The organism is Enterobacter sp. ODB01 (genome assembly GCF_001623605.1).
GTDB classification, from domain to species: Bacteria; Pseudomonadota; Gammaproteobacteria; order Enterobacterales; family Enterobacteriaceae; genus Enterobacter; species Enterobacter kobei.
Genome location: NZ_CP015227.1, coordinates 2,232,403 through 2,259,049, shown reverse-complemented (window position 1 = coordinate 2,259,049; position 26,647 = coordinate 2,232,403). Strand labels below are relative to the sequence as shown.

Genomic DNA, 26,647 nt, shown 5'->3' with positions numbered 1-26,647 from the left:
ACATTTTTCGTTTTTCACCACGGTATACAGGAATACATCATGCAGTTTGACTGGAGCGCCATCTGGCCTGCCATTCCACTCTTGCTTGAAGGCGCTAAAATGACCCTGTGGATTTCGGTCCTGGGTCTGGTGGGCGGGTTGATTATCGGTCTTGTCGCCGGTTTCGCCCGCACCTACGGCGGCTGGATTGCAAACCACATCGCACTGGTTTTCATCGAAGTGATCCGCGGCACCCCGATTGTCGTGCAGGTCATGTTCATCTACTTCGCCCTGCCAATGGCCTTCACCGACCTGCGTATCGATCCGTTCAGCGCAGCCGTCGTGACCATTATGATCAACTCGGGCGCCTACATTGCGGAAATCACCCGCGGTGCGGTGCTGTCGATTCATAAAGGTTTCAGTGAAGCGGGTCTGGCGCTGGGCCTTTCGCGTCGCGAAACGATCCGCCACGTCATTCTTCCGCTGGCGCTGCGTCGCATGCTGCCACCGCTGGGTAACCAGTGGATCATCAGTATTAAAGATACGTCGCTGTTCATCGTTATCGGCGTGGCTGAGCTGACCCGTCAGGGGCAGGAGATCATTGCTGGCAACTTCCGCGCGCTGGAAATCTGGAGTGCGGTAGCCGTTGTCTACCTGATCATTACTCTGGTTCTGAGCTTCGTTCTGCGTCGTCTTGAAAGAAGGATGAAAATCCTGTGATTGAATTTAAAAACGTTTCCAAGCACTTTGGCCCAACCCAGGTGCTGCACAATATTGATCTGAACATTACCCAGGGTGAAGTGGTGGTCATTATCGGGCCGTCCGGTTCCGGTAAATCCACTTTGCTGCGCTGCATTAACAAACTGGAAGAGGTCACCAGCGGCGATCTGATTGTCGACGGTCTGAAGGTCAATGACCCGAAAGTGGACGAGCGCCTGATTCGTCAGGAAGCGGGCATGGTGTTCCAGCAGTTCTACCTGTTCCCGCACCTGACGGCGCTGGAAAACGTCATGTTCGGCCCGCTGCGCGTGCGCGGTGCCAGCAAAGCGGCGGCGGAAGCGCTGGCAAAAGATCTGCTGGCAAAAGTGGGTCTGGCAGAACGTGCGCACCACTACCCTTCCGAGCTCTCCGGTGGTCAACAGCAGCGCGTCGCGATTGCCCGCGCGCTGGCAGTGAAGCCGAAGATGATGCTGTTTGATGAGCCAACGTCCGCACTCGACCCGGAGCTGCGCCACGAAGTGCTGAAAGTCATGCAGGACCTGGCAGAGGAAGGGATGACGATGGTTATCGTGACCCACGAAATCGGCTTTGCGGAGAAAGTCGCGTCCCGCCTGATCTTTATCGATAAAGGTCGTATCGCGGAAGACGGTAACCCGCAGGAACTGATTGCTAATCCGCCGAGCCAGCGTTTGCAGGAGTTCCTGCAGCACGTCTCCTGATCTTACGCTTCACGCTGAGCCGGGCTTGCCCGGCTTTTTTACGCCAGATTGTTCCCAAAAACTCCCCTCCTCCCCGCGCCCTCTATACTTATCATTTTGCACGATATTTTGTCGGAGGACGCCGTGCCGTGGTTCCTGCTGCTGTTGATAAGCCTGTTTAGTGCGCCATCCCTCGCCGTGGCGATCCCCGGCGTGACCACCGGAACGACCGCGTCCCAGCAAAGTACGCCGCCCCCGGAACCGGATGTTGAACAAAAAAAAGCGGCTTACGGCGCACTTGCCGACGTGCTTGAAAACGATGCCTCCCGAAAAGAGTTAATCGATCAGCTGCGTAAAGCCGCCGCCACGCCGCCAAAGGAGACCGTTCCCACCCTCACCCCGCCGCAGGTAGAGGAACAAAAAACCGTGCTGGAAAACGTCACCGAAGTGAGCCGACGCTTTGGTGAAGCGCTCTCCACACGCTTTGCCCAGCTCTTTCGCAACCTGATGGGATCACCGCATAAGGCATTTAACCCGCAAACCTTTAGCGCCGCCGCCACCCAGTTTTTGATGCTGGCGGGCGCGGTATTTCTTTTTTACTGGCTGATACGCCTCTGTGCCTGGCCGCTTTACCGCAAGATGGGCTACTGGGGCCGAAAAAAGAACCAGCATAAAAACAGCTGGCTGCACCTCCCCGCCATGATCGCCGGAGCCTTTATTATTGATTTACTGCTGCTGGCGTTGACGCTGTTTGTGGGTCAGGTGCTGGCGGACCGTCTCAATACGGGCAACAAAACCATTGCCTTCCAGCAGGCGCTCTTTCTGAACGCGTTTGCGCTCATCGAATTTTTTAAAGCGGTACTGCGCGTCATCTTTTGCCCGCGCGTGCCTGAACTCCGCCCGTTTAATATCAGTGATGACAGCGCGAAATACTGGGCCGTGCGGCTCAGCGTGCTCAGCGGCCTGATTGGCTACGGCCTGCTGGTCGCGGTGCCGATCATCTCCAACCAGGTCAACGTGCAGTTTGGCGCGCTGGCGAACGTGTTGATCATGCTCTGTATTACCGTCTGGTCGCTGTACCTCATCTTCCACAATAAAAAGGCGATCACGGAGAGTCTGCTGCATCTGGCCGATCGTTCTTTGTCGTTCTTCAGCCTCTTCATTCGCGCCTTCGCGCTGGTGTGGTACTGGCTGGCAAGCGCTTATTTCATCGTGCTGTGCTTCTTCTCGCTGTTCGACCCGGGTAATAGCCTGAAATTTATGATGGGGGCGACGTTCAAAAGCCTGGCGATTATCGGCATCGCGGCATTTGTGTCGGGGCTGTTGTCGCGCTGGATTTCGAAAACCATCACCCTGTCCCCGCACGTACAGCGTAATTATCCGGAACTGCAAAAACGCGTGAACGGCTGGATGTCAGTCTCCCTCAAGGTGGCGCGCATTCTGACCGTCTGCGTGGCGATTATGCTGCTGCTGAATGCGTGGAACCTGTTTGATTTCTGGAACTGGCTGCATAACGGCACAGGCGAGAAGACCGTTGATATTTTAATTCGTATCGCACTGATTCTGTTTTTCTCCGCCGTTGGGTGGACGCTGCTGGCGAGCCTTATCGAGAACCGTCTGGTGTCCGATATTCACGGCAGACCGCTCCCCAGCGCCCGTGCACGCACGCTGTTGACCCTGTTCCGCAATGCGCTGGCGGTGATCATCAGTACCATCACCATCATGATTGTGCTGTCGGAAATCGGCGTAAACATCGCTCCGCTGCTGGCAGGTGCCGGTGCGCTGGGACTGGCGATCTCCTTCGGGTCACAAACGCTGGTGAAGGATATTATTACCGGCATTTTTATCCAGTTTGAGAACGGAATGAACACCGGCGATCTGGTAACCATCGGGCCGCTGACCGGCACGGTCGAGCGGATGTCGATTCGTTCGGTGGGCGTGCGTCAGGATACCGGGGCATACCACATTATTCCGTGGTCATCGATCACCACCTTCGCCAACTTTGTGCGCGGCATTGGCTCCGTTGTGGCGAACTACGATGTGGATCGTCATGAGGATGCGGACAAAGCGAAGCAGGCGCTGCGGGATGCCGTTGAAGAGTTAATGCAGATGGAGGATATTCGCGGCCTGGTAATTGGCGAGCCGTCATTTGCCGGGATCGTCGGGCTGACGAATACGGCATTTACGCTTCGCGTGTCGTTCACCACCCAGCCGCTGAAGCAGTGGACGGTGCGCTTTGCGCTCGACAGCATGGTGAAAAAACACTTTGATCTGGCAAACGTGCGGATGCCGGTGCAGACGTATCAGGTGTTGCCTTCACCGGCATCGATGCCACCTCCGCAGGAGCCGACATTGTAGCCGTGTTGCCGGGTGGCGGCTTCGCCTGACCCGGCCTGCGGGACACCTTATTTGCGGCGTTTGTTGTCATCCATAAACGACCAGGCAATAAAGCGGCTCTGCTTCTGGCCCTGCGCCATCTCTTTTTTCACCACTTTCACCGCGCCTGCTTCGGTGAGGGCCCGGTAGAGTGGCGGCAGGTTATCTCCGCGGGAAACCAGCGTGGTGAACCATTTCACCTGGCGACCAAACTGTTTGCTTTCGGCAATCATCCGCAGGATGAAGGCGACTTCACCGCCCTCGCACCACAGCTCCTGCTGCTGTCCACCAAAGTTCAGCACGGCATCTTCGGCCTGCCCCAGGTTGCGGCGTTTGCGCTCGCTGCCTGCACGGGCCGCTGCCGCCGAATCATGGAATGGCGGATTACACATCGTGGCGTCATAGCTTTCGTTTTTGTGAATGATGCCGTTGAAGATTGACGTCGCCTCCTTCTGGCGACGCAAACGAATGGAACGACTCAGGCCAGCGTTAGCGCTGATTATCGCCTGCGCGCTGGCAAACGCCTCGGCACCGATTTCGCTCCCGGTAAAGCGCCAGTGGTACTCATGCACGCCAATCAGGGGGTAAATCAGGTTTGCCCCGGTACCAATATCCAGGACGGAAGCCTGCTGGGGGATCGCGCCGTCACGATCGTCGGCGAGAAGATCGGCAAGGTGATGAACGTAATCAGCACGGCCCGGAACAGGAGGACAGAGAAAGCCTTCCGGGATATCCCAGTGCGCCACACCGTAAAAATGCGCCAGCAGCGCCTTGTTCAGGGTTTTCACCGCCAGCGGATCGGCAAAGTTAACCGACGGTTCACCCGCGGGGGTCTCGACAATATAGTCCTGCAGCGCCGGACAACTCTGGCACAGTGCGTTCATGTCGTAGCGGCTGCGATGGCGATTTCGTGGGTGCAATCCCGGCTTTTGGGAAGTCATGGCATTCTCCTTTAAACAGCGGCGTAAGATACCTTGTGCTGGCTCTACGGTAAATCTTTCTCTGCAACCCTTAAAAAACCGCCATAAATCAAACACCTTTATGTCTATGATCTGTCAGCGGATTGTCAGCTTTTATCGTTCAAAAAATAAGCAGATCATCATCAAATATTTGCGCTAAATCACACTCGTCAGGCTTCTAAACTTAAAGGGAATCACCTGTTGTTTCCTCATGAGGATGTGATTATGAAAAAGTATCTGACCCTTGCTCTTCTCGCCGGTACCCTGGCGAGCGCCTCTTTCTCCGCTATGGCCGTTCAGTCCCTGACCCAAAGCACGGACACCAGCCAGCTGCGCCCGGCCGGTACCGTCTCGGTAAGCCGCGCAAGCAACCTTGACGATCTTCAGGATAAACTGGCTGAAAAAGCTCGCCAGGAAGGCGCTAAAGGCTTCGTGGTGAACTCCGCAGGTGGAGATAACCATATGTACGGCACAGCGACTATCTATAAATAACGTGTTTCCTTTCACCCGACTGCATCTGCCTGCCAGATGCAGTTTGTCTCCCCTCTCACCTTGATTGTGCATTTTTTAACCCCATATTAACGCTATGGCTTAAACCGATATCAGGAGGGCAAGATGGCTTCCGGTTGGGCAAATGATGATGCCGTGAACGAACAGATCAACAGTACGATTGAAGATGCGGTTGCGCGCGCTCGCGGCGAAATTCCGCGCGGCGAAAGTTTAACGGAATGCGAAGAGTGCGGAGAGCCCATTCCTGAGGCGCGGCAAAAAGCCATTCCCGGGGTAAGGTTATGTATAACCTGTCAGCAGGATAAAGATTCAAAAAACGCTTCACATTCGGGATATAATCGCAGAGGATCGAAAGACAGCCAGTTACGCTGACTTTCCTTTACCTAAGTTAACCGCCCGAATGCTTACCTTTACGCTCACGCTTTTTAGCGAACCGCGTAGCAAAATGTGCCATTCATCTTTCTTCTGTAAAGCGTATCAACAAGAAGTGTAAAGCCGTAATTTGAATTTATTAATAATCAATAAGTTATTTGTCATTCAATTTTTTTGATTAACCACGTCAATTCTCTTCGATTTTATCTCTGCAGAAAAAACGTGATACTTATCACATCGACGGAACATCGTCCCCTTAACAGAATAACCTGCGAGAGATTAATTATGAAAACCATCAAATATGCTGTTGCTGCTGTTGCCCTGTCCGCTCTGTCTTTTGGCGCATTCGCTGTAGAGCCTGTTTCATCTACTCAGGCGCAGAGCATGAATAAAATCGGTGTGGTGAGTGCAGAAGGCGCGACCACGCTGGACGGTCTGGAAGCCAAACTGGCTGAGAAAGCGGCTGCTGCCGGTGCAAGCGGATACACCATCACCTCCGCTAACACCAACAACAAGCTGAGCGGTACTGCGGTTATCTACAAATAATCGCCTGAATGAATGCTGTACCCTCACCAAACCCTCTGGTGAGCTGCTCCAACCCTCATTGACCCTGTTGTTTGTTACCCTTGCTTGCCCGTCCGCCACTGGACGGGCTTTTTTTTGCCTAAAATGCCGCCTCAACCCGTTTCATGCCAGCCTCGACCGTGTCAACTTCCCCGGTCGCCAGCAGGCAGCAGGCCATCTGTAACCTGATGGACTGCGGCACCGGCACATTTCCGGCAAGGCACTGTTCAATCCACTTCGCGGTGATGTAGGGATCTTTCGCCTCCGGCAGAATAACGCCGCTGTTCTCTTCCCCACGTTCAAGCGCGATACGCGTCCCAGCCGCGTCGATCAGCATTATTTGCGGGCAGCGCTGCGGATTAGCGTACACCTCGCCTTCCGTCCCATGCATCAGCAACGCGTTGCCGCCAATCTCTTCAAAGAATTTCCCCACGCGCCCCACGTATTCCGGGTGCGAAACGCTGGAAAGGCGCAGCGCGGCATTTTCGGCAAACGGCGTGGCCAGCTTCGCCAGCGTATGCGCGCTGTTACGCACGCCCATTCGCCAGCGCATTGCGAGCTGCTTTTCCAGCGGCGGGCAGAGCGCCTTAACGGGAATATAGACCGGCTGATGGCTATCGAGCTTCGCCTGCGCCTGCCCGGCGTGGAGAGTGGGTTCGATCCCCAGCAGTTCAAAAATCGTTTCTGTCAGCACGCGGGTCGGATCTTCACTCACCCCATGCACCACCACCGGAAAACCCAGCTTATGTAACAGAATAGCCAGCAGCGGCGTCAGGTTGGCCTGCTTGCGCGCGCCGTTATAGCTGGGAATGACGATCGGCATCGGTTTTGCCACCGGTGGCGTCAGACGCAGCGTTTGCGCCTGCATCGCCTCATAAAAGCCGCGCATCTCCGCTTCACCTTCTCCCTTAATGCGCAGGGCGATAAGAATGCCGCCGAGTTCGAGATCGGGAACCTCACCGTTGAGCATACGGGTGTAAAGCGCACGCGCTGTCTCATGATCCAGGTCGCGGGCATGGTTTTTTCCACGCCCTACCTCTTTGATAATTTTACGATAATCCACGGTATCTCTCCTGAAAACGTCACCTTGTTAACACTATATCCCCGATGAAACCTGCCCGGTAGCTTTTTATCCCCACCGCCAGAGCCATCTGTTTTACCGAAGAAAAAAATTATGCAAGCACTGATTCAATTATTTGTGATGCCTATAGAAGATTCTTATCCATCCATTCTTTGATTAAATAACGAACGGAAATCATTGAGGACAACGGGCAAAAACCTTAGGCACGTTTTTACCCACACACCAGGAACTATTATGAACAAGATTGCGTTAGGTCTTTTTATCGCGTCGGTGATTGGCTGCTCGGCATCCGCTTTTGCAGCAACAGACGGTGAAGGACAGATCAACTTTACGGGCGAAATCATCGATTCCGCCTGTCAGGTTGTGAATGGTTTAAGTAACCCGTTGAACGTGACATTAGGCAAAGTCTCCAAGACGGTCTTTACCGGTGCCGGCTCCACCAGCACCGCCACGAAGTTTGATATTGAGTTAAAAAACTGCCCGGAAACCGTTACGGCGGCGGCAATCAACTTCGGTGGAACCCCGGATGCCAATAACAACAGCACCCTGGCGTTAACCCCCGATGCAGATGCCGCAACCGGCGTAGCCATTCAGCTGATCGACTCTTCTGAGCAGCCCGTCAGTTTATATACTCCGTCAAAAGAGTATCCGCTGGCCTCCGGCACCGCAGTAAACGATCTGCAGTTTGCCGCGCGTTATATTCAAACCGGTGCGGCTATTACCGCTGGCCCGGCAAACTCTGTTTCAACATTCACGGTTATTTATAACTGATATTGCTCACCAGGGACTATTTCCTTTTGCAAAAAAGAGATAGTCCCGCCTTATTTTGAGAAAAAACTATGCGTCACGGTTATTTACTCAGCACCCTTTTACTGGTAGCTGCAACGGCACATGCAGGCGTTATTATTAACGGCACGCGCCTGGTCTACCAGGGAGGCAAAAAGGAATCCTCTATCGGTATTTCAAACCCAGATGCAACGGATTATCTGGTGCAATCCTGGGCGGATTCTGGCGGTAAAGACCTGGCCAAAGCCCCCTTTCTGATTACGCCGCCACTGTTTCGTCTTGATGCGAAGCAGGAAAACGTTTTGCGCGTCGTACGTACCGGCGGAAATTTGCCTGAAGATCGCGAGTCGATGTTCTGGCTGAATATAAAAGCCATCCCCTCCTCAAAAAAGGTGGCAGGGGTCAATACCCTGCAAATTGCGGTTAACACGCGCATTAAGCTGATGTACCGCCCGGCCTCCGTCAAGGGTAAACCGGAAGCGGTCGCGGATCAGCTTGAGTGGCACCGCGAGGGCAATGATTTAGTGGTTAACAACCCGACGCCGTTTTATATGAATTTCCAGTCGGTCACCCTTAACGGTCATAAGGTCGATAAAGCGACCTGGGCCGTACCAAAAACCGAAACCCATTTTGCGTTGCCTGCACATACCGGCGGTTCAACCGTGTCCTGGTCAATTATTACTGATTACGGCAGCATCAGCAAAACGCTCTCTGCATCCGTGCATTAATACCGTACCCAATAACGCACCTTATGATTACCTATTCTTCAACCCAAAGAAGGCAATTGCCTTCCGTTTGTCGGATGCTTACGCTGCTGACCCTGCTATGCGGGTTAGCGGCCGTGGGTTTTTCGCAGCAAACGCGGGCGGATGATTATTTTAATCCAGCGTTGTTGGATGTGGATAATCCACAGCAGGGAAAAACCGATCTCTCCATTTATGAAAAAGGGCCGGGACAGGCGCCAGGGAAATATCAGGTCACGATCTTTATCAATAATAATAAAATTGATACCCGCGACGTGACCTTTATATTGCAAAAGCAGGATAATGGAGAAAATTCCCTTCAGCCCTGCTTTACTCTGTCCGATTTAAAAAGCCTGGGTATTAAAACTGACGACTATCCTCAGCTTGCCGTGAAAGGCTCATGCGCGGATTTGCACGCCATACCGGCGGCGACGGCGACATTTCGCGTCAGCAACCAGCAGCTTCTGTTGAGCATTCCGCAGTCCGCGCTCGGTCAGGTTCCCCGTGGCTATATTGACCCAACAGAATTTGATGAGGGGATCACGGCGGGCATCCTCAACTACAGCGCCAGCGCCAGCCAGAGCCACGCCCGTCAGCAGGGCATGCAGGACAACAGCAGCCAGTACGTTAACCTGCGTCCGGGCCTGAACGTCGGCGCGTGGCGCCTGCGCAACTATTCCACCTGGAGTCGCAGCACCAGCGGTCACGAAGAAGAGCAATCCTTTAACTCGGTCTACACCTATGCCCAGCGCGATATCGTGGCGTTAAAAAGCGATCTGACCGTAGGCCAAAGCAGCTCCCCGGCAGACGTATTTGACAGCGTTCCGTATACCGGCGCGCAGCTGAACTCCGACAACGATATGCTGCCGGACAGCGAAAAAGGCTATGCCCCGATCATCCGCGGTACGGCCCACAGTAATGCGCTGGTGGTGGTACGTCAGAACGGCTACGTGATTTATCAAAATACCGTTGCGCCGGGTGCATTTGAAATCAATGACCTGTATCCCACCGGCAGCAGCGGCGATCTCCAGGTCACCGTGAAAGAGACGGACGGCAGCGAACGTCACTTTGTGGTGCCCTACGCCTCCGTTCCGGTCCTCCAGCGCGAAAAGCACCTGAAATACAGCGTCACTGCCGGGCGCTACCGCTCTTATGACAAAGACGTGGAAAAAACGCCCTTCGCTCAGGGAAGTGCCATTTATGGCCTGCCGTACGGATTCACCGCCTACGGTGGCGTACAGCAAAGCAGCCATTATCAGTCACAGGCGCTGGGCACCGGTAAAAACTTTGGCGATCTTGGCGCGTTTTCTGTCGACGTGACGCGCGCCAAAGCGCTGCTCAAAAAACAGCAGGCCAGCAAGGGGCAATCCTGGCGTCTGCGCTACAGCAAAGATTTCGCGGGTACGGGCACAAACTTCGCTCTGGCTGGCTATCGCTACAACAGTAAAGGGTTTTACACCCTCGAAGACACCATGGAGTCCTATACCCGCGCCGATGACTGGTCAGCACCGCAGCAGCGCCGCGCGCGTACCGAGGCCACCATCGATCAAACCCTCGGCGAAGGCTGGGGATCGTTTACGCTGAGCCTGGTCAAAGAGACCTACTGGAACCAGGGTCAGGATATGACCTCGATGAGCGTCAGCTATAACAACAGCTGGAAGGGAATCACCTACAGCATGAGCTATAGCCTCAACAAAAACACCAACAGCCGTGATGACGAAGGCGATTCGGTCAGTAACGATAACCTGTTCGCGCTGAGCGTGTCGGTACCGCTGGATCGCTGGATGAGCAACACCTGGGCCTCCTACAACATGAATAACAATAAAGACGGCACCACGCACACGCTGGGCCTGAACGGGACGGCGCTGGAGGAGAACAACCTTAACTGGAACGTGCAGGAAGGCTATGACTCATCAGAGAACGGTACCTCTACCAGTCTGAACGCCGATTATAAAGCCACCTACGGGGAAGTGAGTGGCGGTTTCAGCCAGGACAAATACCAGCGGACCACCAACGTCGGTCTGCAGGGGGGCATGATAGCCCACGCTAACGGCCTGACGCTGAGCCAGCCGCTGGGCGAGACCATCGCGCTGGTGAAAGCGCCCGGAGCCAGCGGCACGCACATCGCTAACCAGACGGGCGTGGAAACTGACTTCCGCGGCTATACCGTGGTGCCCTTTGTCACCGCCTATCGCCACAACACGATTTCGCTGGATACCGAAACGCTGCCTGACGAGGCTGACGTGACGCACGCTTCGCAGATCGTCACGCCAACCCGCGGTGCGGTGGTGCGGGCAAGCTTCAATACCCGCGTAGGTCATCGCGTCCTGATGACGCTGACGCACAACGGGAAGCCGCTGCCCTTCGGCGCAACGGTCACCACCGAGGATAAGGACAGCGAATTTATCGTCGGCACTGATGGCCAAACCTATCTTTCCGGAATGCCCGATCGCGGCAAGCTTTCCGTCTCATGGGGACAGGAAGCCAGCGACCACTGCGTTGCGGAATACACGCTCACGGATGAAAAAGAGAAAACAGACATTATTAACGCTGCCGCGCAGTGTCAGTAATCAACCGAGCAGGTTCACCTATGCAGCTTGTAAAACAATGCTTTTTCTTACTCATACTGGCAACCGCATCGCTGTTTATGCCGCATGCAAAAGCCACCTGTACGTCGCCGGATATGCCAAAGACCATTAACCTGGCCACGGTTTCCGTCTCCACCACGCTTCACGTCGGCGCGACCATCCCCGGCACCGAACAGACGGTACACGTCGCGGGCCACTGCGATAGTGCTGCAGATAAGGGTCTGGAGATCGTCTCCTGCTACTACGGCTACGGCACAGAAATCCCCGGCCTTACCGGGGTCTATGAATCCGGCGTGAAGGGGGTTGGTATTGCGCTGATGAATGACAAAGGTCAGCGCATCAGCGGTGCGGGCGGGGTCACCTGTGACTCCCGCGGCACGCCAATTGGCTATGTCTCAACTGACGGCAACCAGACGTTCGATTTTAACGTCACGCTGGAGCTGGTAAAAACGGATACCGCCGTAGAATCCGGTACGCTAAATCAAAGCCAGACCGTTTTTGGCATTGGCGTTTTTGGTCACGAAGGCATCGGTTCACCTAACAATGTTAGCTATGCTGGTAACGTAAACCTTGAAAACGTCACCTGCTCCGTACTGCCAAAAAGCCTGACCGTCAACATGGGCGATTTCCCGGTCAGCGATTTCAACATGGTCGGCACGCTGGCGATGCCCGCGAAGGAGTTCAACATCACGGTGAACTGTAACTCCACCGTTCAGCCTGAATTTAAGGTCACCAGCAGCGACGGCTACGTACCCGGTTATCAGGGGGTGCTTAAGCTCACGCCGGAGGATGGCATGGCAACGGGGGTCGGGATTGAAATGGCGATCGACAACGAGCTGGCAACGTTCGATACCTACACCCCAACTGAAACCCTGGCCTATGCCAACCAGACGATGGATATCCCGGTCAAGCTGAACTATTTGCAGGTGGCAGATGAAGTCACCCCTGGCCCGGCGAACGCCGTCGCCACCATTACTCTGGCCTATAAGTGATGAAAATGAAGAAACATCTCTTTGTGCTGGCCGCGCTGGCCAGCACGCTCACCTGTCTGGCCCGGGCTGACGATATTCAGCTGCAAATGGTCGGTAACATTTATGCCAACACCTGCCTCGTGGACAGCGCCAGCAAGGATTTAACCGTTGATTTAGGCCAGGCGGCTTCCAGTGAATTCCACGACGTGGGGGATACCGGCGCGTGGAAAACCTTCAGCCTGAAGGTAACGCATTGTCCTAAATCCCTCGCCCTGGCGACCGCCTTCTTTTACGGTCAGGCGGATGCTACCCACCCAACCAAGTTTGCCAACACGGGCAGCGCGAAGGGGCTGGCGCTGGAGCTGGCGGACAGCCAGGACCATATCCTCATCGCACCGCAGGCCAGCTTTAACGCGCTGATTGACCAGAACGACCATACCGCTACCTTCCCGCTGGCCGCACGCTATTACGCCACCGCTATGCCTGTTACCGCAGGCACGTTCAGCAGCGTCGTTCAGGTGACCTTCACTTACCAGTAGGACCGCGCCCCTTAGCACGGATGCTTTTTCGACGCCCGGCAGCCTGTTTTGCCGGGCGTTTTTTTATCTCCGGTACCGACGGCTGTTCAATCGGGAAGACCGGAAGCGCGTTGAGCAGCCGCTGTCCATAATTTTTGGTCAGCAGACGTTTATCGTAGATCACCACTTCGCCCCAGCAGCCGTGGCTTCGAATCAAACGCCCCACCTGCTGAATCAGGTTAAACGATGCCGCAGGCAGACTCTGCACCTCAAACGGATAGCGGTTAAGGCTTTTCAGCCATTCGCCCTCGGTGATCACCACCGGGCTGTCGATGGGGGGGAAGGCAATTTTATGAATGTGGACCTGCGTCAGGTAGTCGCCTTTCAGGTCAAGACCTTCCGCGAAAGACTGCAATCCCACCAGCACGCTACGCTCGCCGTTATCAATGCGTTTACGGTGGGTTTCCACCAGCCTGTAACGCGGCTGGTCACCTTGCACCAGTAGGAGTAAACGCAGATCGGTGACGTGTTCCAGAAAACGCTGCATGGCGCGTCCACTGGCAAATAACACCAGCATGCCAGGGTATTTTTTACTCTCGACCTGTTCGCGGAAATAGGCCGCCATTTCCGCAATGTGCTGTTCTTCGTTGTCGATCAGCGGCTCAAACGTCATGCGCGGAATGACCAGCTTGCCCTGCTCGCAGTGGTTAAACGGCGAGTCCAGCGCCACAAAGCGGTCACCCGCTTTTTCTTTAAGCCCGCTCATCTCCTGCAAACGAGAAAAACTGTTCAGAGAACGCAGCGTGGCAGAGGTCACCACCACGTGCGGCACGCTGCGCCAGATCAGCTTTTCCAGCTGATCGGCCACGCGGATGCCCACGCAGTGGAAGAAGAGATGCACCTGCCCGTCCCGCACGTCGCGGGTGGCCCATTTGGTGACCGGCGCGCCTGATGCCTGCGCCATCGAGGCCAGCCGCCAGAGTTTGCTCTGCGCTTCGAACATGCCCAGCGCGCGGTTCATCTGTAGCAGAATACGGTGCAGACGCACCACGTCATGCGTGCCGGTTTTCTCGCTCAGATCGTTTAAGAACATCTCCGCCAGCCCGCGCAGCTTTTCAAGGTGCTTTGCCAGCTGCTGACAAATTTCCATCACCTCTTCCGGCAGTTCGCCCATCGCAAAGCGATGTTCCGCCTCCTGGGCTGCGGGAAGATAAAGGTTGAGGATGTTATTGAGCGAGGAGATCAGGCCGTAAACCTCTTCACAATGCTCGCTTAGCCGTTCCGGCACCGCCAGCGGCGGCGTGGTTTTCGGGCGGAACTGCTCCATGCAGGTTGCCACCAGCTTGCAGAACAGATCCAGCTGCAGGCGGAACCAGGGCGCGGTGATCTCGGCGCTCATCTCCAGCGCGTCCCGAGCCACGTCGGGCAGATGGTGGCCTTCGTCGAGCACCAGCAGCAGATTTTTGGGCTCCGGTAGCACCGCCTCACTCTCCAGCGCGGCCATCACCAGCGCGTGGTTGGCGACAACCACCTCCGCCTCCTGAATTTCGCGCCGGGCGACAAAGAACGGACACTCGCGGTAGTAGTGGCAGTTGCGGTTCAGACAGCTTGCTTTGTCGGTGCTGAGCCTGCGCCATAAGTCGTCGCTGATGGCCTGGCTGGTGTGATCCCGAAGGCCGTCCCACTTATAGCCGTCGAGTTCGGCTTTGAGTTTTGCACACTGCTCCTGCTCGGCCTTATTGTTCGGCGTCAGCTCGTCATCAAGAAACGCGAGCAGATCCTGTTGATTCGGCTCGCTGCTGGCGAGCGCCGCCAGGTTACGTGGGCACACGTAGCGCCCGCGCCCAAAGGCGGCGGTAAAGCGCAGGTCGGGGATGATTTTGCGCAGCAGCGGCAAATCTTTGCTGAAAATCTGATCCTGCAGGGCCACGTTGGCGGTGCTGACCACCAGCGTTTTGTCCTCTTCCCGCGCGATGGCAATACCGGGAATGAGATATGACAGGGTTTTCCCGACGCCGGTCGGCGCTTCAATCGCCAGATGTCGCCCGTCGTCCCCGGCAAGCGTTTTTGCCACGTCAGCAATCATCTGCCGCTGCGGCGCTCGGGGGATAAAGTCGGGGATCTGCTGTTGTAGCGCCTTGTACCATGCGCCAATTTGCGCTTTCAGCGCCGCGGTTAAAGCCATCGAAAAACCTGAAATACTGTATAAACAGCCACTATTGTGGCACTTTCTCTTCGCTGCCGCAAAAAGAAAAGCCCGGCTTTACGACCGGGCTTCCAGATTACTGCGGGTTAGCAGGTTTACGCGGGCGGCGTCGACGCTGCCCTTCCCCTGCCGGTTTCCCTTCACCGCTGCGCCACGGACTTTCGCCGGCCGGTTTGCTGTCGTTGTTGCGGCGCGGGGGTTTGCCGGATGATTTCGGCGCGCCGCCTTCAGCACGACGCGGCTGCTGACCGCGACCACCGCCGCCCTGACCACGACCGCCGCCCTGGCGACCGTTCTGAATCGGCTCCGCCTTGATGGACGGATCCACTTCGTAGCCCGGGGTTTCGATGCGTGGGATCTCTTTCTTCAGCAGACGTTCGATGTCGCGCAGCAGCTTGTGTTCATCGACACAGACCAGAGAGAGCGCTTCACCGGTTGCCGCCGCGCGGCCGGTACGACCGATACGGTGAACGTAATCTTCCGGGACGTTTGGCAGCTCGTAGTTTACTACGTGCGGCAGCTCTTCAATGTCCAGACCACGCGCGGCGATGTCGGTTGCCACCAGCACGCGGATGTCGCCAGATTTGAAGTCCGCCAGCGCACGGGTACGCGCACCCTGGCTCTTGTTACCGTGGATGGCGGCACTGCGGATACCGTCTTTATTGAGCTGTTCCGCCAGGTGGTTCGCACCGTGCTTGGTGCGGGTAAAGACCAGCACCTGCTGCCAGTTACCCTGGCCGATCATCTGGGAGAGCAGCTCCCGCTTACGCTTTTTATCGACAAAGTGAACGTGCTGCGTCACCTGCTCAGAGGCGGTGTTGCGACGCGCCACTTCCACTTCCAGCGGATTATGCAGCAGCTTTTCTGCCAGCGCCTTGATCTCGTCGGAGAAAGTGGCAGAGAACAGCAGGTTCTGACGACGCGCAGGCAGCTTGGCCAGCACGCGACGGATGTCGTGGATAAAGCCCATATCCAGCATGCGGTCAGCTTCATCCAGCACCAGAATTTCAATCTGATCGAGCTTCACCGCGTTCTGGTGTTCGAGATCCAGCAGACGGCCCGGCGTTGCCACCAGCACGTCCACGCCGCCGCGCAGCTTCATCATTTGTGGGTTAATGCTGACGCCACCGAAAACGACCAGCGAGCGAATGTTGAGATAGCGGCTGTAGTCACGCACGTTCTCACCAATCTGCGCCGCCAGCTCACGGGTTGGAGTCAGGATCAGCGCACGAACCGGACGACGGCCTTTGGCGTGCGGCTGGTTTTTTACCAGCAGCTCTAACAGCGGCAGCGTAAAGCCCGCGGTTTTACCGGTGCCGGTCTGGGCGCTGGCCATCAGGTCACGCCCCTGAAGAACGGCGGGGATCGCCTGCTGCTGGATGGGGGTTGGCTCAACGTAGCCCTGCTCTGCGATGGCACGCAGAATTTCCGGGTTCAGGCCAAGGGAATCAAAAGACATAAAAACTCCGAACCGCCCCGACCATCACAGGTGTAGTTTTCAGGGAGATATAACGAAAAGGGGAAGGACAAAAACCACAATGTCGTGAAGGTGCGGAGTGTAGCAGCTTTTGTGACGTGGCGCATAAAATATCCCAGCACGAACGCTCGACGGTTCAGCAATTCGGGGCTATTTTTAATCAATCGATTGATTAATTTTTAATGCCGCCATGAATACGACCCCAACGACAACCAAAGGTGAACAGGCCAAAAGCCAGCTGATTGCTGCCGCGCTGGCGCAGTTTGGCGAGTATGGCCTGCACGCGACCACGCGAGATATCGCCGCCCAGGCCGGGCAAAACATTGCGGCGATTACCTACTATTTTGGTTCAAAAGAGGATTTGTACCTCGCCTGCGCCCAGTGGATTGCCGATTTTATCGGCACACATTTTCGTCCGCACGTTGAAGAAGCCAGCGAGCTGTTGAGCCAGCCGACGCCGGATCGTGACGCTATCCGGCGGCTTATCCTGAATGCCTGCCATAATATGATCCGCCTGCTGACGCACGACGATACGCTCAACCTGAGTAAGTTTATCTCCCGCGAGCAGCTCTCCCCTACAACTGCCTATCAGCTGGTACACGATCAGGTCATTGCTCCGATGCATACCCACCTGACCCACCTGATCGCCGCCTATACCGGGCGGGACGCCAGCGATACCGTGACCATTTTGCATACCCATGCCCTGCTGGGTGAAATCCTTGCCTTTCGTCTGGGGCGGGAAACCATCCTGTTACGCACCGGCTGGACACAATTCGATGAGGATAAAGCCGCGCAGATTAGCCAGGTCATCACCTGTCATCTCGATCTGATCCTGCAAGGCTTAACGCAAAGGAGCCTGAAGTCATGAAAAAACCTGTCGCCATCATTCTGGTGGTTGTTGTTTTGCTTGCCGCGGGCGTCGGTGGCTGGCTGTGGTATCAGAGCCATCAGGACCGGGGCCTGACGCTGTATGGTAATGTGGATATTCGTACCGTGAATATGAGCTTCCGCGTGGGTGGCCGTCTCGCCTCGCTGAGCGTTGACGAAGGTGATGCCATTAAACGCGGGCAAACGCTGGGCATGCTGGATAAAGCCCCCTACGAGAACGCCCTGATGCAGGCCAAAGCGGGCGTTTCCGTTGCCCAGGCGCAATATGACCTGATGCTGGCGGGTTATCGTGACGAAGAGATCGCCCAGGCCGCCGCTGCCGTTAAGCAGGCGAAAGCTGCCTACGACTACGCGCAGAATTTCTATAACCGTCAGCAGGGGCTGTGGAAAAGCCGCACCATTTCAGCCAACGATCTGGAGAATGCGCGTTCATCCCGCGACCAGGCGCAGGCGACGCTGAAATCCGCGCAGGATAAATTAAGCCAGTACACCACCGGTAACCGCCCGCAGGACATTGCCCAGGCCAAAGCCAGCCTTGAACAGGCGCAGGCGCAACTGGCCCAGGCAGAGCTGGATCTGCATGATACAACCCTCATCGCCCCGTCTGACGGTACGCTGATGACCCGTGCCGTGGAGCCGGGCAGCATGCTCAGCGCGGGCAGCACCGTATTAACGCTCTCCCTGACCCGCCCGGTCTGGGTGCGCGCCTACATTGACGAGCCAAATCTCGGCCAGATGCAGCCGGGCCGCGAGCTGCTGCTCTATACCGATGGTCGTCCGGATAAGCCGTATCACGGCAAAGTCGGCTTTGTCTCCCCCACCGCCGAATTCACCCCGAAAACCGTTGAAACGCCGGACCTGCGTACCGACCTGGTGTACCGTCTGCGCATCATCGTCACCGATGCGGACGACGCGCTGCGTCAGGGCATGCCTGTTACCGTAAAAGTGAACAACGGGGAACGACATGAATGACGCGGTTATCCAGCTCAACAATCTGGTCAAACGCTTCGCAGGGATGGACAAACCGGCGGTCGCCCCGCTGAACTGCACCATTCAGAAAGGCTATGTGACCGGCCTGGTCGGCCCGGACGGCGCAGGCAAAACCACGCTGATGCGGATGCTGGCCGGTTTGCTAAAGCCGGATGAAGGCGCAGCCAGCGTGCTTGGCCTTGACCCTATCAAAGACGACGGCGCGCTCCACGCCATGCTCGGCTATATGCCGCAGAAGTTTGGTCTGTATGAAGATCTGACGGTGATGGAAAACCTGAACCTGTATGCCGACCTGCGCAGCGTGACCGGCGAAACCCGGCAGAAAACCTTCGCCCGCCTGCTTGAGTTCACCTCCCTCGGCCCGTTCACCGACCGGCTGGCGGGCAAGCTCTCCGGCGGGATGAAGCAAAAGCTGGGGCTGGCCTGTACGCTCGTCGGCGAACCAAAGGTCCTGCTGCTGGACGAGCCCGGCGTCGGCGTGGACCCCATCTCCCGCCGTGAGCTGTGGCAGATGGTGCACGAGCTGGCAGGCGACGGGATGCTGATCCTCTGGAGCACCTCCTACCTCGACGAAGCGGAACAGTGCCGGGACGTGCTGCTGATGAACGAAGGCGAGCTGCTTTATCAGGGCGAGCCAACGACGTTGACGCAGAGCATGGCCGGACGCAGTTTCCTCCTCCACAGCCCGCAGGAGTCCAACCGCAGGCTGCTGCAGAGAGTGCTGAAACTGCCGCAGGTGAGCGACGGGATGATTCAGGGTCGGTCCGTGCGCGTAATCCTCAAAAAGGAGGCCACCGTCGAGGATATTCGCCGCGCGCCTGGCATGCCTGAAATTGAAATGGCAGAGACGGCGCCGCGCTTTGAAGATGCGTTTATCGACCTGCTGGGCGGCGCGGGGACATCGGAATCGCCTCTCGGCGCGATCCTCCACACGGTTGAAGGTACGCCGGGCGAGACGGTGATTGAAGCCAAATCCCTGACCAAAAAGTTCGGCGATTTCGCCGCCACCGATAACGTCAACTTTGCGGTAAAACGCGGCGAGATTTTTGGCCTGCTCGGGCCGAACGGCGCGGGGAAATCCACCACCTTTAAAATGATGTGTGGCCTGCTGGTGCCGACGTCCGGCAAGGCGCTGGTGCTGGATATGGATCTCAAAGTCAGCTCCGGCAAGGCGCGCCAGCATCTGGGCTATATGGCACAGAAATTCTCGTTGTATGGCAACCTGACCGTCGAGCAGAATCTGCGCTTTTTCTCCGGCGTGTACGGCCTGCGCGGGCGCGCGCAGAACGAGAAAATCCGCCGCATGAGCGATGCCTTCGGGTTAACGAATATTGCCTCCCACGCCACCGACGAACTGCCCCTCGGCTTTAAGCAACGCCTCGCGCTGGCCTGCTCGCTGATGCACGAGCCCGATATTCTTTTCCTCGATGAGCCGACCTCCGGGGTGGATCCCCTCACCCGCCGCGAGTTCTGGCTGCATATCAACAGCATGGTGGAAAAAGGGGTGACGGTGATGGTGACCACCCACTTTATGGATGAGGCGGAATACTGCGACCGCATCGGGCTGGTCTATCGCGGCAAGCTGATTGCCCACGGCACCCCGGACGACCTGAAAAACCAGGCCGCCGACGATGCCGTGCCAGACCCGACCATGGAGCAGGCGTTTATCACCCTTATCCACGACTGGGATAAGGAGAATGCCCATGCGCAGTAACGCCCTTTCCTGGCGCCGTGTGCGCGCGTTATGCATAAAAGAGACGCGGCAGATCGTGCGTGACCCGAGTAGCTGGCTGATTGCGGTGGTGATCCCCCTGCTGCTGCTGTTTATCTTTGGCTACGGCATCAACCTCGACTCCAGCAAGCTGCGGGTCGGCATTTTGCTGGAACAGCAGAGCGAAGAGGCGCTGGACTTCACCCACGCCATGACCGGCTCGCCGTACATTGACGCCACCATCAGCGATAGCCGGCAGGCGCTGATCCAGAAGATGCAGGCCGGGAAAATTCGTGGGCTGGTGGTCATCCCGGTGGATTTCGCCGCCAATATGGCGCGGGCGAATGCCGACGCGCCGATCCAGGTGATTACCGACGGCAGCGAGCCGAACACCGCCAACTTCGTGCAGGGCTACGTGGAGGGGATCTGGCAGCTATGGCAGATGCAGCGCGCCGAAGACCGGGGGGAGACGTTTGAACCGCTCATCGACGTGCAAACACGCTACTGGTTTAACCCTGCCGCCATCAGCCAGCACTTTATCATTCCGGGCGCGGTGACGATTATCATGACGGTGATTGGCGCGATCCTGACCTCGCTGGTGATCGCCCGCGAGTGGGAGCGTGGCACCATGGAGGCGCTGCTCTCCACAGAAGTGACGCGCGTCGAGCTGCTGCTGTGTAAGCTCATCCCCTACTATTTCCTCGGCATGCTGGCGATGCTGCTCTGTATGCTTGTCGCCGTCTTTATCCTCGGCGTGCCGTACCGCGGCTCGCTGGTGGTGCTGTTTTTTATCACCAGCCTGTTTTTACTCAGCACGCTGGGGATGGGGCTGCTCATCTCCACCATCACCCGCAACCAGTTTAACGCCGCGCAGGTGGCGCTCAACGCCGCCTTTTTACCGTCGATTATGCTGTCCGGGTTTATTTTCCAGATAGACAGTATGCCAGCGGTGATCCGCGCCTTGACCTACATCATTCCGGCGCGTTATTTCGTGAGCACGCTGCAAAGCCTGTTCCTGGCGGGGAATATTCCGGTGGTGCTGATTATCAACACGCTGTTTTTAATGGCGTCAGCGGTGATGTTTATCGGATTGACGTGGTTGAAAACCAAACGGCGTCTGGATTAAGGAGCGAACATGTTTCACCGACTATGGACGTTAATACGAAAAGAGCTGCAATCCCTGCTGCGCGAGCCGCAAACCCGCGCCATTCTGGTTTTGCCGGTGCTGATCCAGGTGTTGCTGTTCCCCTTTGCCGCGACGCTTGAGGTGACCAACGCCACCATCGCCATTTACAACGAAGACAACGGTAAACATTCCGTCGAGCTGACGCAGCGCTTTGCCCGTGCAAAAGCGTTTACCCATATCCTGCTGCTGAAAAGCCCGCAGGAAATCCAGCCGACCATCGATACGCAAAAAGCCCTGCTGCTGGTGCGCTTCCCGGCAGATTTTTCCCGTAACCTGGATACCTTCCAGACCGCGCCGATGCAGCTTATCCTCGACGGGCGCAACTCTAACAGCGCCCAGATTGCGGCCAACTATCTGCAGCAGGTGGTGAAGAATTATCAGCAGGAGCTGATGGACGGCAAACCGAAGCCCAACAACAGCGAGCTGGTGGTGCGTAACTGGTACAACCCGAATCTGGACTACAAATGGTTTGTGGTGCCGTCGCTGATCGCCATGATCACCACCATCGGGGTGATGATCGTCACCTCCCTGTCCGTCGCCCGCGAGCGGGAGCAAGGTACGCTGGATCAGCTGCTGGTTTCCCCACTCGCGACCTGGCAAATCTTTGTGGGCAAAGCGGTGCCGGCGCTGATTGTCGCGACATTTCAGGCCACTATCGTGCTGGGCGTGGGAATTTGGGCCTATCAAATCCCGTTTGCCGGTTCGCTGGCGCTGTTTTACTTCACGATGGTGATTTACGGGCTGTCGCTGGTGGGGTTTGGGCTGTTAATTTCGGCGCTGTGCTCGACGCAGCAGCAGGCGTTTATCGGCGTGTTTGTCTTTATGATGCCAGCAATTTTGCTCTCCGGGTACGTTTCCCCTGTCGAGAACATGCCGGTGTGGCTGCAGGACATCACATGGATAAACCCGATACGCCACTTTACGGACATTACCAAGCAGATCTATCTGAAGGATGCGAGTCTGGATATTGTCTGGGGGAGTTTGTGGCCGCTACTGGTCATAGCGGCCACGACGGGGTCAGTGGCGTACGCGATGTTTAGACGCAACATTGCGTAGCTTTTTCTCTTTGGTGAGCAATGAGACCACCGCAGGCCCTGCAAGGATTGCGAGACCCGCCAGGGCCAGCAGCAGGTTGTTTTGCAGCACGCGTGACAGCAGCCAAAGCACAATCATCGCGGCACCAAAGTACCAGGTGGTGGTGAGCTCTTCGAGCACATCACCCACCTCGCGCCAGCGCGCTTCATGGTGGCGCTGTAAGAACAGCATCGACAGCACGGTGACGCCATAGAGGACGCATAGCCCCAGGCCAACACGCACCAGCGTGCCGCTCATCCAGCCCATCACCAGTACGGCCACGACCAGTAAATGCAACATTATCTGCCAGCAACTTAACCCCGTTGCGACACGAACACGTTGTTGCCACTTCATGGCTTATCTCCTGAAGGATTTTTATCTGCTTAATCAGACTACCGCACTTTACGGAAAATTCCGTAACGCCGCATCTTTTTGTGACGCCGACTACACTTTATTTTCATTGGGATAGTCACTCAGGAAGGGGCTTATGACTCAAAAAATGCAGCATTTCTCGCTTAAAGTGCTGACGATAAACATTCATAAAGGCTTCACAGCATTTAATCGCCGCTTCATTTTACCGGAGCTGCGCGACGCGGTTCGCACCGTCAGCGCGGACATTGTCTGTCTGCAGGAGGTGATGGGCGCGCACGAGGTGCATCCCATGCATTTCGAGAACTGGCCCGATACGCCGCACTATGAATTTCTGGCCGACACGATGTGGAGTGATTACGCCTACGGGCGCAACGCGGTCTATCCGGAAGGCCATCACGGGAACGCGGTGCTGTCACGTTTTCCTATCGAACATTATGAGAACCGGGACGTTTCCGTAGGTGAGAGCGAAAAGCGCGGGCTGCTTTACTGCCGCATCACGCCACCGGCACTCACGGTGCCCATTCATGTCGGTTGCGTGCATCTTGGCCTGCGCGAAGTCCACCGTCAGGCGCAGCTACAGATGCTGGCTGACTGGACCAATGCGCTTCCCGACGGTGAACCCGTGGTCGTGGCCGGTGATTTTAACGACTGGCGGCAGCGCGCGAACCATCCTTTGAAGGTCAATGCAGGGCTGGAGGAGATTTTTACCCGGGCCCATGGTCGCCCGGCACGGACGTTCCCGGTGCGCTTTCCCCTGCTGCGCCTGGACCGTATCTACGTGAAAAATGCCCATGCCAGCAGCCCGACGGCGCTGGCCTTACTTAACTGGCGACATCTGTCCGACCATGCCCCGCTCAGCGCGGAGATCCACTTATGAAATGTTCCTGGCAGGAAGGCAACCGGATCTCGCTGCTGGTCAACGGCGACGAGTATTACCCGGCCGTCTTTAAGGCAATTGATAACGCTAAGCAGAGAGTGATCCTCGAAACCTTTATCTGGTTCGAGGACGACGTGGGCAAACAGTTACACAGCGTACTGCTGCGTGCCGCCCGGCGCGGCGTCAAAATTGAAGCGCTGCTGGACGGCTATGGCTCACCGGACCTCAGCGACGGGTTCGTGAATGAACTGACCGCTGCGGGCGTGGTGTTCCGCTACTACGATCCCGGCCCGCGCCTGTTTGGCATGCGTACCAACCTTTTCCGGCGGATGCACCGCAAAATTGTGGTGGTGGATGAGGCGGTGGCGTTTGTCGGCGGCATTAACTACTCAGCTGAACATATGTCCGACTACGGCCCGGAAGCAAAACAGGATTACGCCATTCGCATTGAGGGCCCGGTAGTACAGGACATCGTATTATTCGAACTGGAGAACCTGCCGGGGAAAGAGGCCGTTCGCCGCTGGTGGAAACGCCGCCATCGCCCGGAGGAGAACCGCAAGCCCGGCGAAGCGCAGGCCCTTTTCGTCTGGCGCGATAACGGCGAGCACCGGGACGATATTGAACGCCATTACCTGAAGATGCTCGCCAACGCGAAGCGCGAAGTGATCATTGCTAACGCCTACTTTTTCCCGGGCTATCGCCTGCTGCATGCCATGCGTAATGCGGCCCGGCGCGGCGTACGGGTGAAGCTGATTGTGCAGGGCGAGCCGGATATGCCGATAGTCAAAGTTGGCGCGCGGCTGCTGTATAACTATCTGGTCAAAGGCGGCGTTCAGATCTACGAATATCGCCGTCGACCGCTACATGGCAAAGTCGCGCTGATGGACGATCACTGGGCCACCGTCGGCTCCAGCAACCTGGATCCGCTGAGCTTATCGCTAAATCTCGAAGCTAACCTGATCATCCACGATCGCCAGTTTAATCAGACCCTGCGGGATAATTTGCAGGCCCTAATTGTTAACGACTGCGTGCGCGTGGATGAGTCTATGGTGCCGAAACGCACCTGGTGGAACCTGGGCATCAGCGTCGTGGTGTTCCACTTCCTTCGCCATTTCCCGGCGATGGTCGGCTGGCTGCCAGCGCATACGCCGAAGCTGGCGCAGGTGGACCCGCCGGTACAACCCGAAATGGAAACCCAGGACCGCGTTGAAGCGGAAGATGGAGGCAAACCCTGATGTCGAAATCACATCCGCGCTGGCGGCTGGCGAAAAAAATTCTCACCTGGGTGTTCTTTATTGCGGTCGCCGTGCTGCTGGTGGTTTACGCCCAAAAAGTTGACTGGGAGGAGGTGTGGAAAGTTATCCGCAACTACAACCGGATGGTGCTGCTGGGCGCGACAGGGCTGGTGATCGTGAGCTACCTGATGTACGGCTGCTACGACCTGCTGGGCCGGGCATACTGCGGCCACAAGCTGGCTAAACGCCAGGTGATGCTGGTGTCGTTTATTTGCTACGCCTTCAACCTGACGCTGAGTACCTGGGTCGGGGGGATTGGCATGCGCTATCGCCTCTACTCGCGTCTCGGGCTGCCGGGCGGGACTATAACCCGCATTTTTTCCCTGAGCATCACCACTAACTGGCTGGGCTATATTCTGCTCGGCGGGGTGATTTTCACCATCGGCGTGGTCCAGCTGCCCGCGCACTGGTACATCGATGAAGCCACGCTGCGCATTCTCGGCATCGTGCTGCTGCTGATTATCGCTTTTTATCTGTGGGCCTGCGCGTTTGCTAAACGCCGTCATATGACCCTCAGAGGGCAGAAACTGGTATTGCCGTCGTGGAAGTTTGCCATGCTGCAGATGGCAGTATCCAGCGCTAACTGGATGGCGATGGGAGCAATTATCTGGCTGTTGATTGGCGAGGACGTGAATTACTTCTTCGTGCTGGGGGTGCTGCTGGTGAGCAGTATCGCCGGGGTTATTGTGCATATCCCGGCGGGGATCGGGGTGCTGGAGGCGGTGTTCATTGCGCTTCTGGCCGGAGAGCATGTTTCTCAGGGAACGATTATTGCCGCCCTGCTCGCCTACCGCATGCTCTATTACTTCCTGCCGCTGGCGCTGGCCACGGTCTGTTATCTGGTGCTGGAGAGTCGGGCGAAGAAATTACGGGCGAAGAATGAGAGGATGTTAGCGAAGTGAATAAGTCGGGTGGCGGCTTCGCCTTACCCGACCTACGGTTCGCGTTTCGTAGGCCGGGTAAGGCGAAGCCGCCACCCGGCAAAACAACCTTAACGACGGTTGCCGAAAATACGCAGCAACATCAGGAACAGGTTGATGAAGTCCAGATAGAGCGTCAGCGCGCCCAGAATCGAGTATTTGCGCAGGTTTGAACTGTCACGCACGTCGATCTGCTCGCCGATGTTTTTCAGCTTCTGGGTGTCATACGCCGTCAGCCCAACGAAGACCACCACACCAATGTAGGTCACGGCCCACATCAGCGCTTCACTCTTCAGCCACAGGTTCACCAGCGACGCCAGCACAATCCCGATCAGCCCCATAAACAGCATGCTGCCGAAACCGCTCAGGTCACGTTTGGTGGTGTAGCCGTAAAGGCTCATCGCGCCGAACATCCCGCCGGTTACCACAAACGTGCTGGCAATGGAGGAGTAGGTGTAGACGATGAAAATACTGGAAAGCGTCAGCCCCGTTAGCGCCGAATAGAGCATAAACAGCGTGGTCGCCATCCCCGCACTGAGCTTTTGCACCAGCCCGGAGAGGACAAACACCAGAGCCAGCTGCGCGATAATCAGCCCAAAGAAGGTGATTTTGCTGGAGAAGATAAACATCATCAGTTCAGGCGTGTTCGCCGCATACCACGCGATAAACGCGGTAAGCAGCAGGCCAACTGTCATCCAGCCGTACACCTGAGCCATATACGTCTGCAGGCCGCTACGGGTCTGCTGTACTATTGAATCGGAACGCGGAAATCGGTCCATGATTCAC

The 26,647-nt window shown here is 56.6% G+C and carries 25 protein-coding genes; 19 read left to right on the top strand and 6 right to left on the bottom strand.

The window, feature by feature from the left end; genetic code table 11:
* Positions 1-39: 39 nt before the first annotated feature.
* The 3 genes from glnP (at position 40) to ybiO (ending at position 3,755) form a co-directional block, all read left to right on the top strand.
* Positions 40-699, top strand: coding sequence for a glutamine ABC transporter permease GlnP (gene glnP / locus A4308_RS10790; protein ID WP_003858462.1), 660 nt, complete (start codon positions 40-42; stop codon positions 697-699).
* Positions 696-1,418 (top strand): glutamine ABC transporter ATP-binding protein GlnQ, encoded by a 723-nt coding sequence (gene glnQ, locus A4308_RS10785; protein ID WP_014883107.1) that lies wholly within the window; start codon positions 696-698, stop codon positions 1,416-1,418. The genes glnP and glnQ overlap by 4 nt, the downstream gene beginning before the upstream one ends.
* Positions 1,419-1,541: 123 nt before the next feature.
* The gene (gene ybiO, locus A4308_RS10780; RefSeq protein WP_045281098.1) at positions 1,542-3,755 is read left to right on the top strand and encodes a mechanosensitive channel protein; all 2,214 of its coding nucleotides are present in this window, start codon (positions 1,542-1,544) and stop codon (positions 3,753-3,755) included.
* 47 nt (positions 3,756-3,802) lie between these two features.
* On the opposite strand, the gene rlmF is transcribed toward ybiO, so the two are convergent.
* Positions 3,803-4,714 (bottom strand): 23S rRNA (adenine(1618)-N(6))-methyltransferase RlmF, encoded by a 912-nt coding sequence (gene rlmF / locus A4308_RS10775; RefSeq protein WP_023332468.1) that lies wholly within the window; start codon positions 4,712-4,714, stop codon positions 3,803-3,805.
* Between the two features lie 243 nt (positions 4,715-4,957).
* Between rlmF and mcbA the strand changes: the two genes are divergently transcribed.
* The 3 genes from mcbA to ybiJ all read left to right on the top strand — a co-directional run bounded on the left by mcbA (position 4,958) and on the right by ybiJ (position 6,160).
* Complete coding sequence (gene mcbA / locus A4308_RS10765) at positions 4,958-5,224, top strand: DUF1471 family periplasmic protein McbA (protein ID WP_014883104.1); 267 nt, start codon at positions 4,958-4,960, stop codon at positions 5,222-5,224.
* A 123-nt stretch (positions 5,225-5,347) separates the two neighbouring features.
* Complete coding sequence (locus A4308_RS10760; RefSeq protein ID WP_014883103.1) at positions 5,348-5,614, top strand: DksA/TraR family C4-type zinc finger protein; 267 nt, start codon at positions 5,348-5,350, stop codon at positions 5,612-5,614.
* 285 nt (positions 5,615-5,899) lie between these two features.
* Positions 5,900-6,160, top strand: coding sequence for a DUF1471 family protein YbiJ (gene ybiJ / locus A4308_RS10755; protein ID WP_014883102.1), 261 nt, complete (start codon positions 5,900-5,902; stop codon positions 6,158-6,160).
* A gap of 118 nt (positions 6,161-6,278) precedes the next feature.
* Here ybiJ and ybiB read toward each other — a convergent pair whose 3' ends face one another.
* The gene (gene ybiB, locus A4308_RS10750) at positions 6,279-7,241 is read right to left on the bottom strand and encodes a DNA-binding protein YbiB (protein ID WP_014883101.1); all 963 of its coding nucleotides are present in this window, start codon (positions 7,239-7,241) and stop codon (positions 6,279-6,281) included.
* A gap of 252 nt (positions 7,242-7,493) precedes the next feature.
* Here ybiB and A4308_RS10745 point away from each other — a divergent pair, with 252 nt between their 5' ends.
* From A4308_RS10745 to A4308_RS10725, 5 genes are all read left to right on the top strand, one after another.
* Positions 7,494-8,030 carry a fimbrial protein gene (locus A4308_RS10745; protein WP_014883100.1) on the top strand — a complete coding sequence of 179 codons (537 nt, stop codon included), beginning with the start codon at positions 7,494-7,496 and terminating at the stop codon, positions 8,028-8,030.
* A 68-nt stretch (positions 8,031-8,098) separates the two neighbouring features.
* Entirely contained in the window at positions 8,099-8,773 is a 675-nt protein-coding gene (locus A4308_RS10740) for a fimbrial biogenesis chaperone (protein ID WP_023332465.1), read from the top strand.
* Positions 8,774-8,847: 74 nt separating this feature from the next.
* Positions 8,848-11,358 (top strand): fimbria/pilus outer membrane usher protein, encoded by a 2,511-nt coding sequence (locus A4308_RS10735; protein WP_045281099.1) that lies wholly within the window; start codon positions 8,848-8,850, stop codon positions 11,356-11,358.
* Positions 11,359-11,378: 20 nt separating this feature from the next.
* On the top strand, positions 11,379-12,368 hold the full coding sequence (locus A4308_RS10730; RefSeq protein WP_063308516.1) for a fimbrial protein: 990 nt from the start codon (positions 11,379-11,381) through the stop codon (positions 12,366-12,368).
* A gap of 5 nt (positions 12,369-12,373) precedes the next feature.
* Positions 12,374-12,886, top strand: coding sequence for a fimbrial protein (locus A4308_RS10725; protein WP_045281117.1), 513 nt, complete (start codon positions 12,374-12,376; stop codon positions 12,884-12,886).
* On the opposite strand, the gene dinG is transcribed toward A4308_RS10725, so the two are convergent.
* Together dinG and rhlE are read right to left on the bottom strand one after the other, a co-directional pair.
* Positions 12,873-15,050 (bottom strand): ATP-dependent DNA helicase DinG, encoded by a 2,178-nt coding sequence (gene dinG / locus A4308_RS10720; RefSeq protein WP_014883095.1) that lies wholly within the window; start codon positions 15,048-15,050, stop codon positions 12,873-12,875. The genes A4308_RS10725 and dinG overlap by 14 nt on opposite strands.
* Positions 15,051-15,147: 97 nt before the next feature.
* Entirely contained in the window at positions 15,148-16,530 is a 1,383-nt protein-coding gene (rhlE, locus tag A4308_RS10715) for an ATP-dependent RNA helicase RhlE (protein WP_023332460.1), read from the bottom strand.
* 208 nt (positions 16,531-16,738) lie between these two features.
* Between rhlE and cecR the strand changes: the two genes are divergently transcribed.
* The 5 genes from cecR to A4308_RS10690 are packed head-to-tail and all read left to right on the top strand — an operon-like array spanning position 16,739 to position 22,379.
* Positions 16,739-17,416, top strand: a complete 678-nt coding sequence (gene cecR / locus A4308_RS10710; protein WP_014883093.1) for a transcriptional regulator CecR — start codon at positions 16,739-16,741, stop codon at positions 17,414-17,416.
* Positions 17,413-18,408 carry a secretion protein HlyD gene (gene hlyD, locus A4308_RS10705; RefSeq protein WP_023332458.1) on the top strand — a complete coding sequence of 332 codons (996 nt, stop codon included), beginning with the start codon at positions 17,413-17,415 and terminating at the stop codon, positions 18,406-18,408. Before cecR ends, hlyD begins: the two co-directional genes overlap by 4 nt.
* Complete coding sequence (locus A4308_RS10700; RefSeq protein ID WP_045281101.1) at positions 18,401-20,140, top strand: ATP-binding cassette domain-containing protein; 1,740 nt, start codon at positions 18,401-18,403, stop codon at positions 20,138-20,140. The genes hlyD and A4308_RS10700 overlap by 8 nt, the downstream gene beginning before the upstream one ends.
* Complete coding sequence (locus tag A4308_RS10695; protein ID WP_063308515.1) at positions 20,130-21,263, top strand: ABC transporter permease; 1,134 nt, start codon at positions 20,130-20,132, stop codon at positions 21,261-21,263. The genes A4308_RS10700 and A4308_RS10695 overlap by 11 nt, the downstream gene beginning before the upstream one ends.
* A 9-nt stretch (positions 21,264-21,272) precedes the next feature.
* Positions 21,273-22,379, top strand: coding sequence for an ABC transporter permease (locus A4308_RS10690; RefSeq protein WP_023332455.1), 1,107 nt, complete (start codon positions 21,273-21,275; stop codon positions 22,377-22,379).
* On the opposite strand, the gene A4308_RS10685 is transcribed toward A4308_RS10690, so the two are convergent.
* Positions 22,341-22,751 carry a YbhQ family protein gene (locus A4308_RS10685; RefSeq protein WP_014883088.1) on the bottom strand — a complete coding sequence of 137 codons (411 nt, stop codon included), beginning with the start codon at positions 22,749-22,751 and terminating at the stop codon, positions 22,341-22,343. The genes A4308_RS10690 and A4308_RS10685 overlap by 39 nt on opposite strands.
* A gap of 133 nt (positions 22,752-22,884) precedes the next feature.
* On the opposite strand from A4308_RS10685, the gene A4308_RS10680 reads away from it, so the two are divergent.
* The 3 genes from A4308_RS10680 to A4308_RS10670 are packed head-to-tail and all read left to right on the top strand — an operon-like array spanning position 22,885 to position 25,843.
* On the top strand, positions 22,885-23,646 hold the full coding sequence (locus A4308_RS10680) for an endonuclease/exonuclease/phosphatase family protein (RefSeq protein WP_045268578.1): 762 nt from the start codon (positions 22,885-22,887) through the stop codon (positions 23,644-23,646).
* Entirely contained in the window at positions 23,643-24,881 is a 1,239-nt protein-coding gene (gene clsB, locus A4308_RS10675) for a cardiolipin synthase ClsB (protein WP_023332453.1), read from the top strand. Before A4308_RS10680 ends, clsB begins: the two co-directional genes overlap by 4 nt.
* Entirely contained in the window at positions 24,881-25,843 is a 963-nt protein-coding gene (locus tag A4308_RS10670) for a lysylphosphatidylglycerol synthase transmembrane domain-containing protein (RefSeq protein ID WP_045281102.1), read from the top strand. Before clsB ends, A4308_RS10670 begins: the two co-directional genes overlap by 1 nt.
* A gap of 89 nt (positions 25,844-25,932) precedes the next feature.
* Here the strand turns inward: A4308_RS10670 and A4308_RS10665 are convergent, their stop codons facing one another.
* Positions 25,933-26,640 carry a Bax inhibitor-1/YccA family protein gene (locus tag A4308_RS10665; RefSeq protein WP_014883084.1) on the bottom strand — a complete coding sequence of 236 codons (708 nt, stop codon included), beginning with the start codon at positions 26,638-26,640 and terminating at the stop codon, positions 25,933-25,935.
* Between the last annotated feature and the right edge of the window lie 7 nt (positions 26,641-26,647).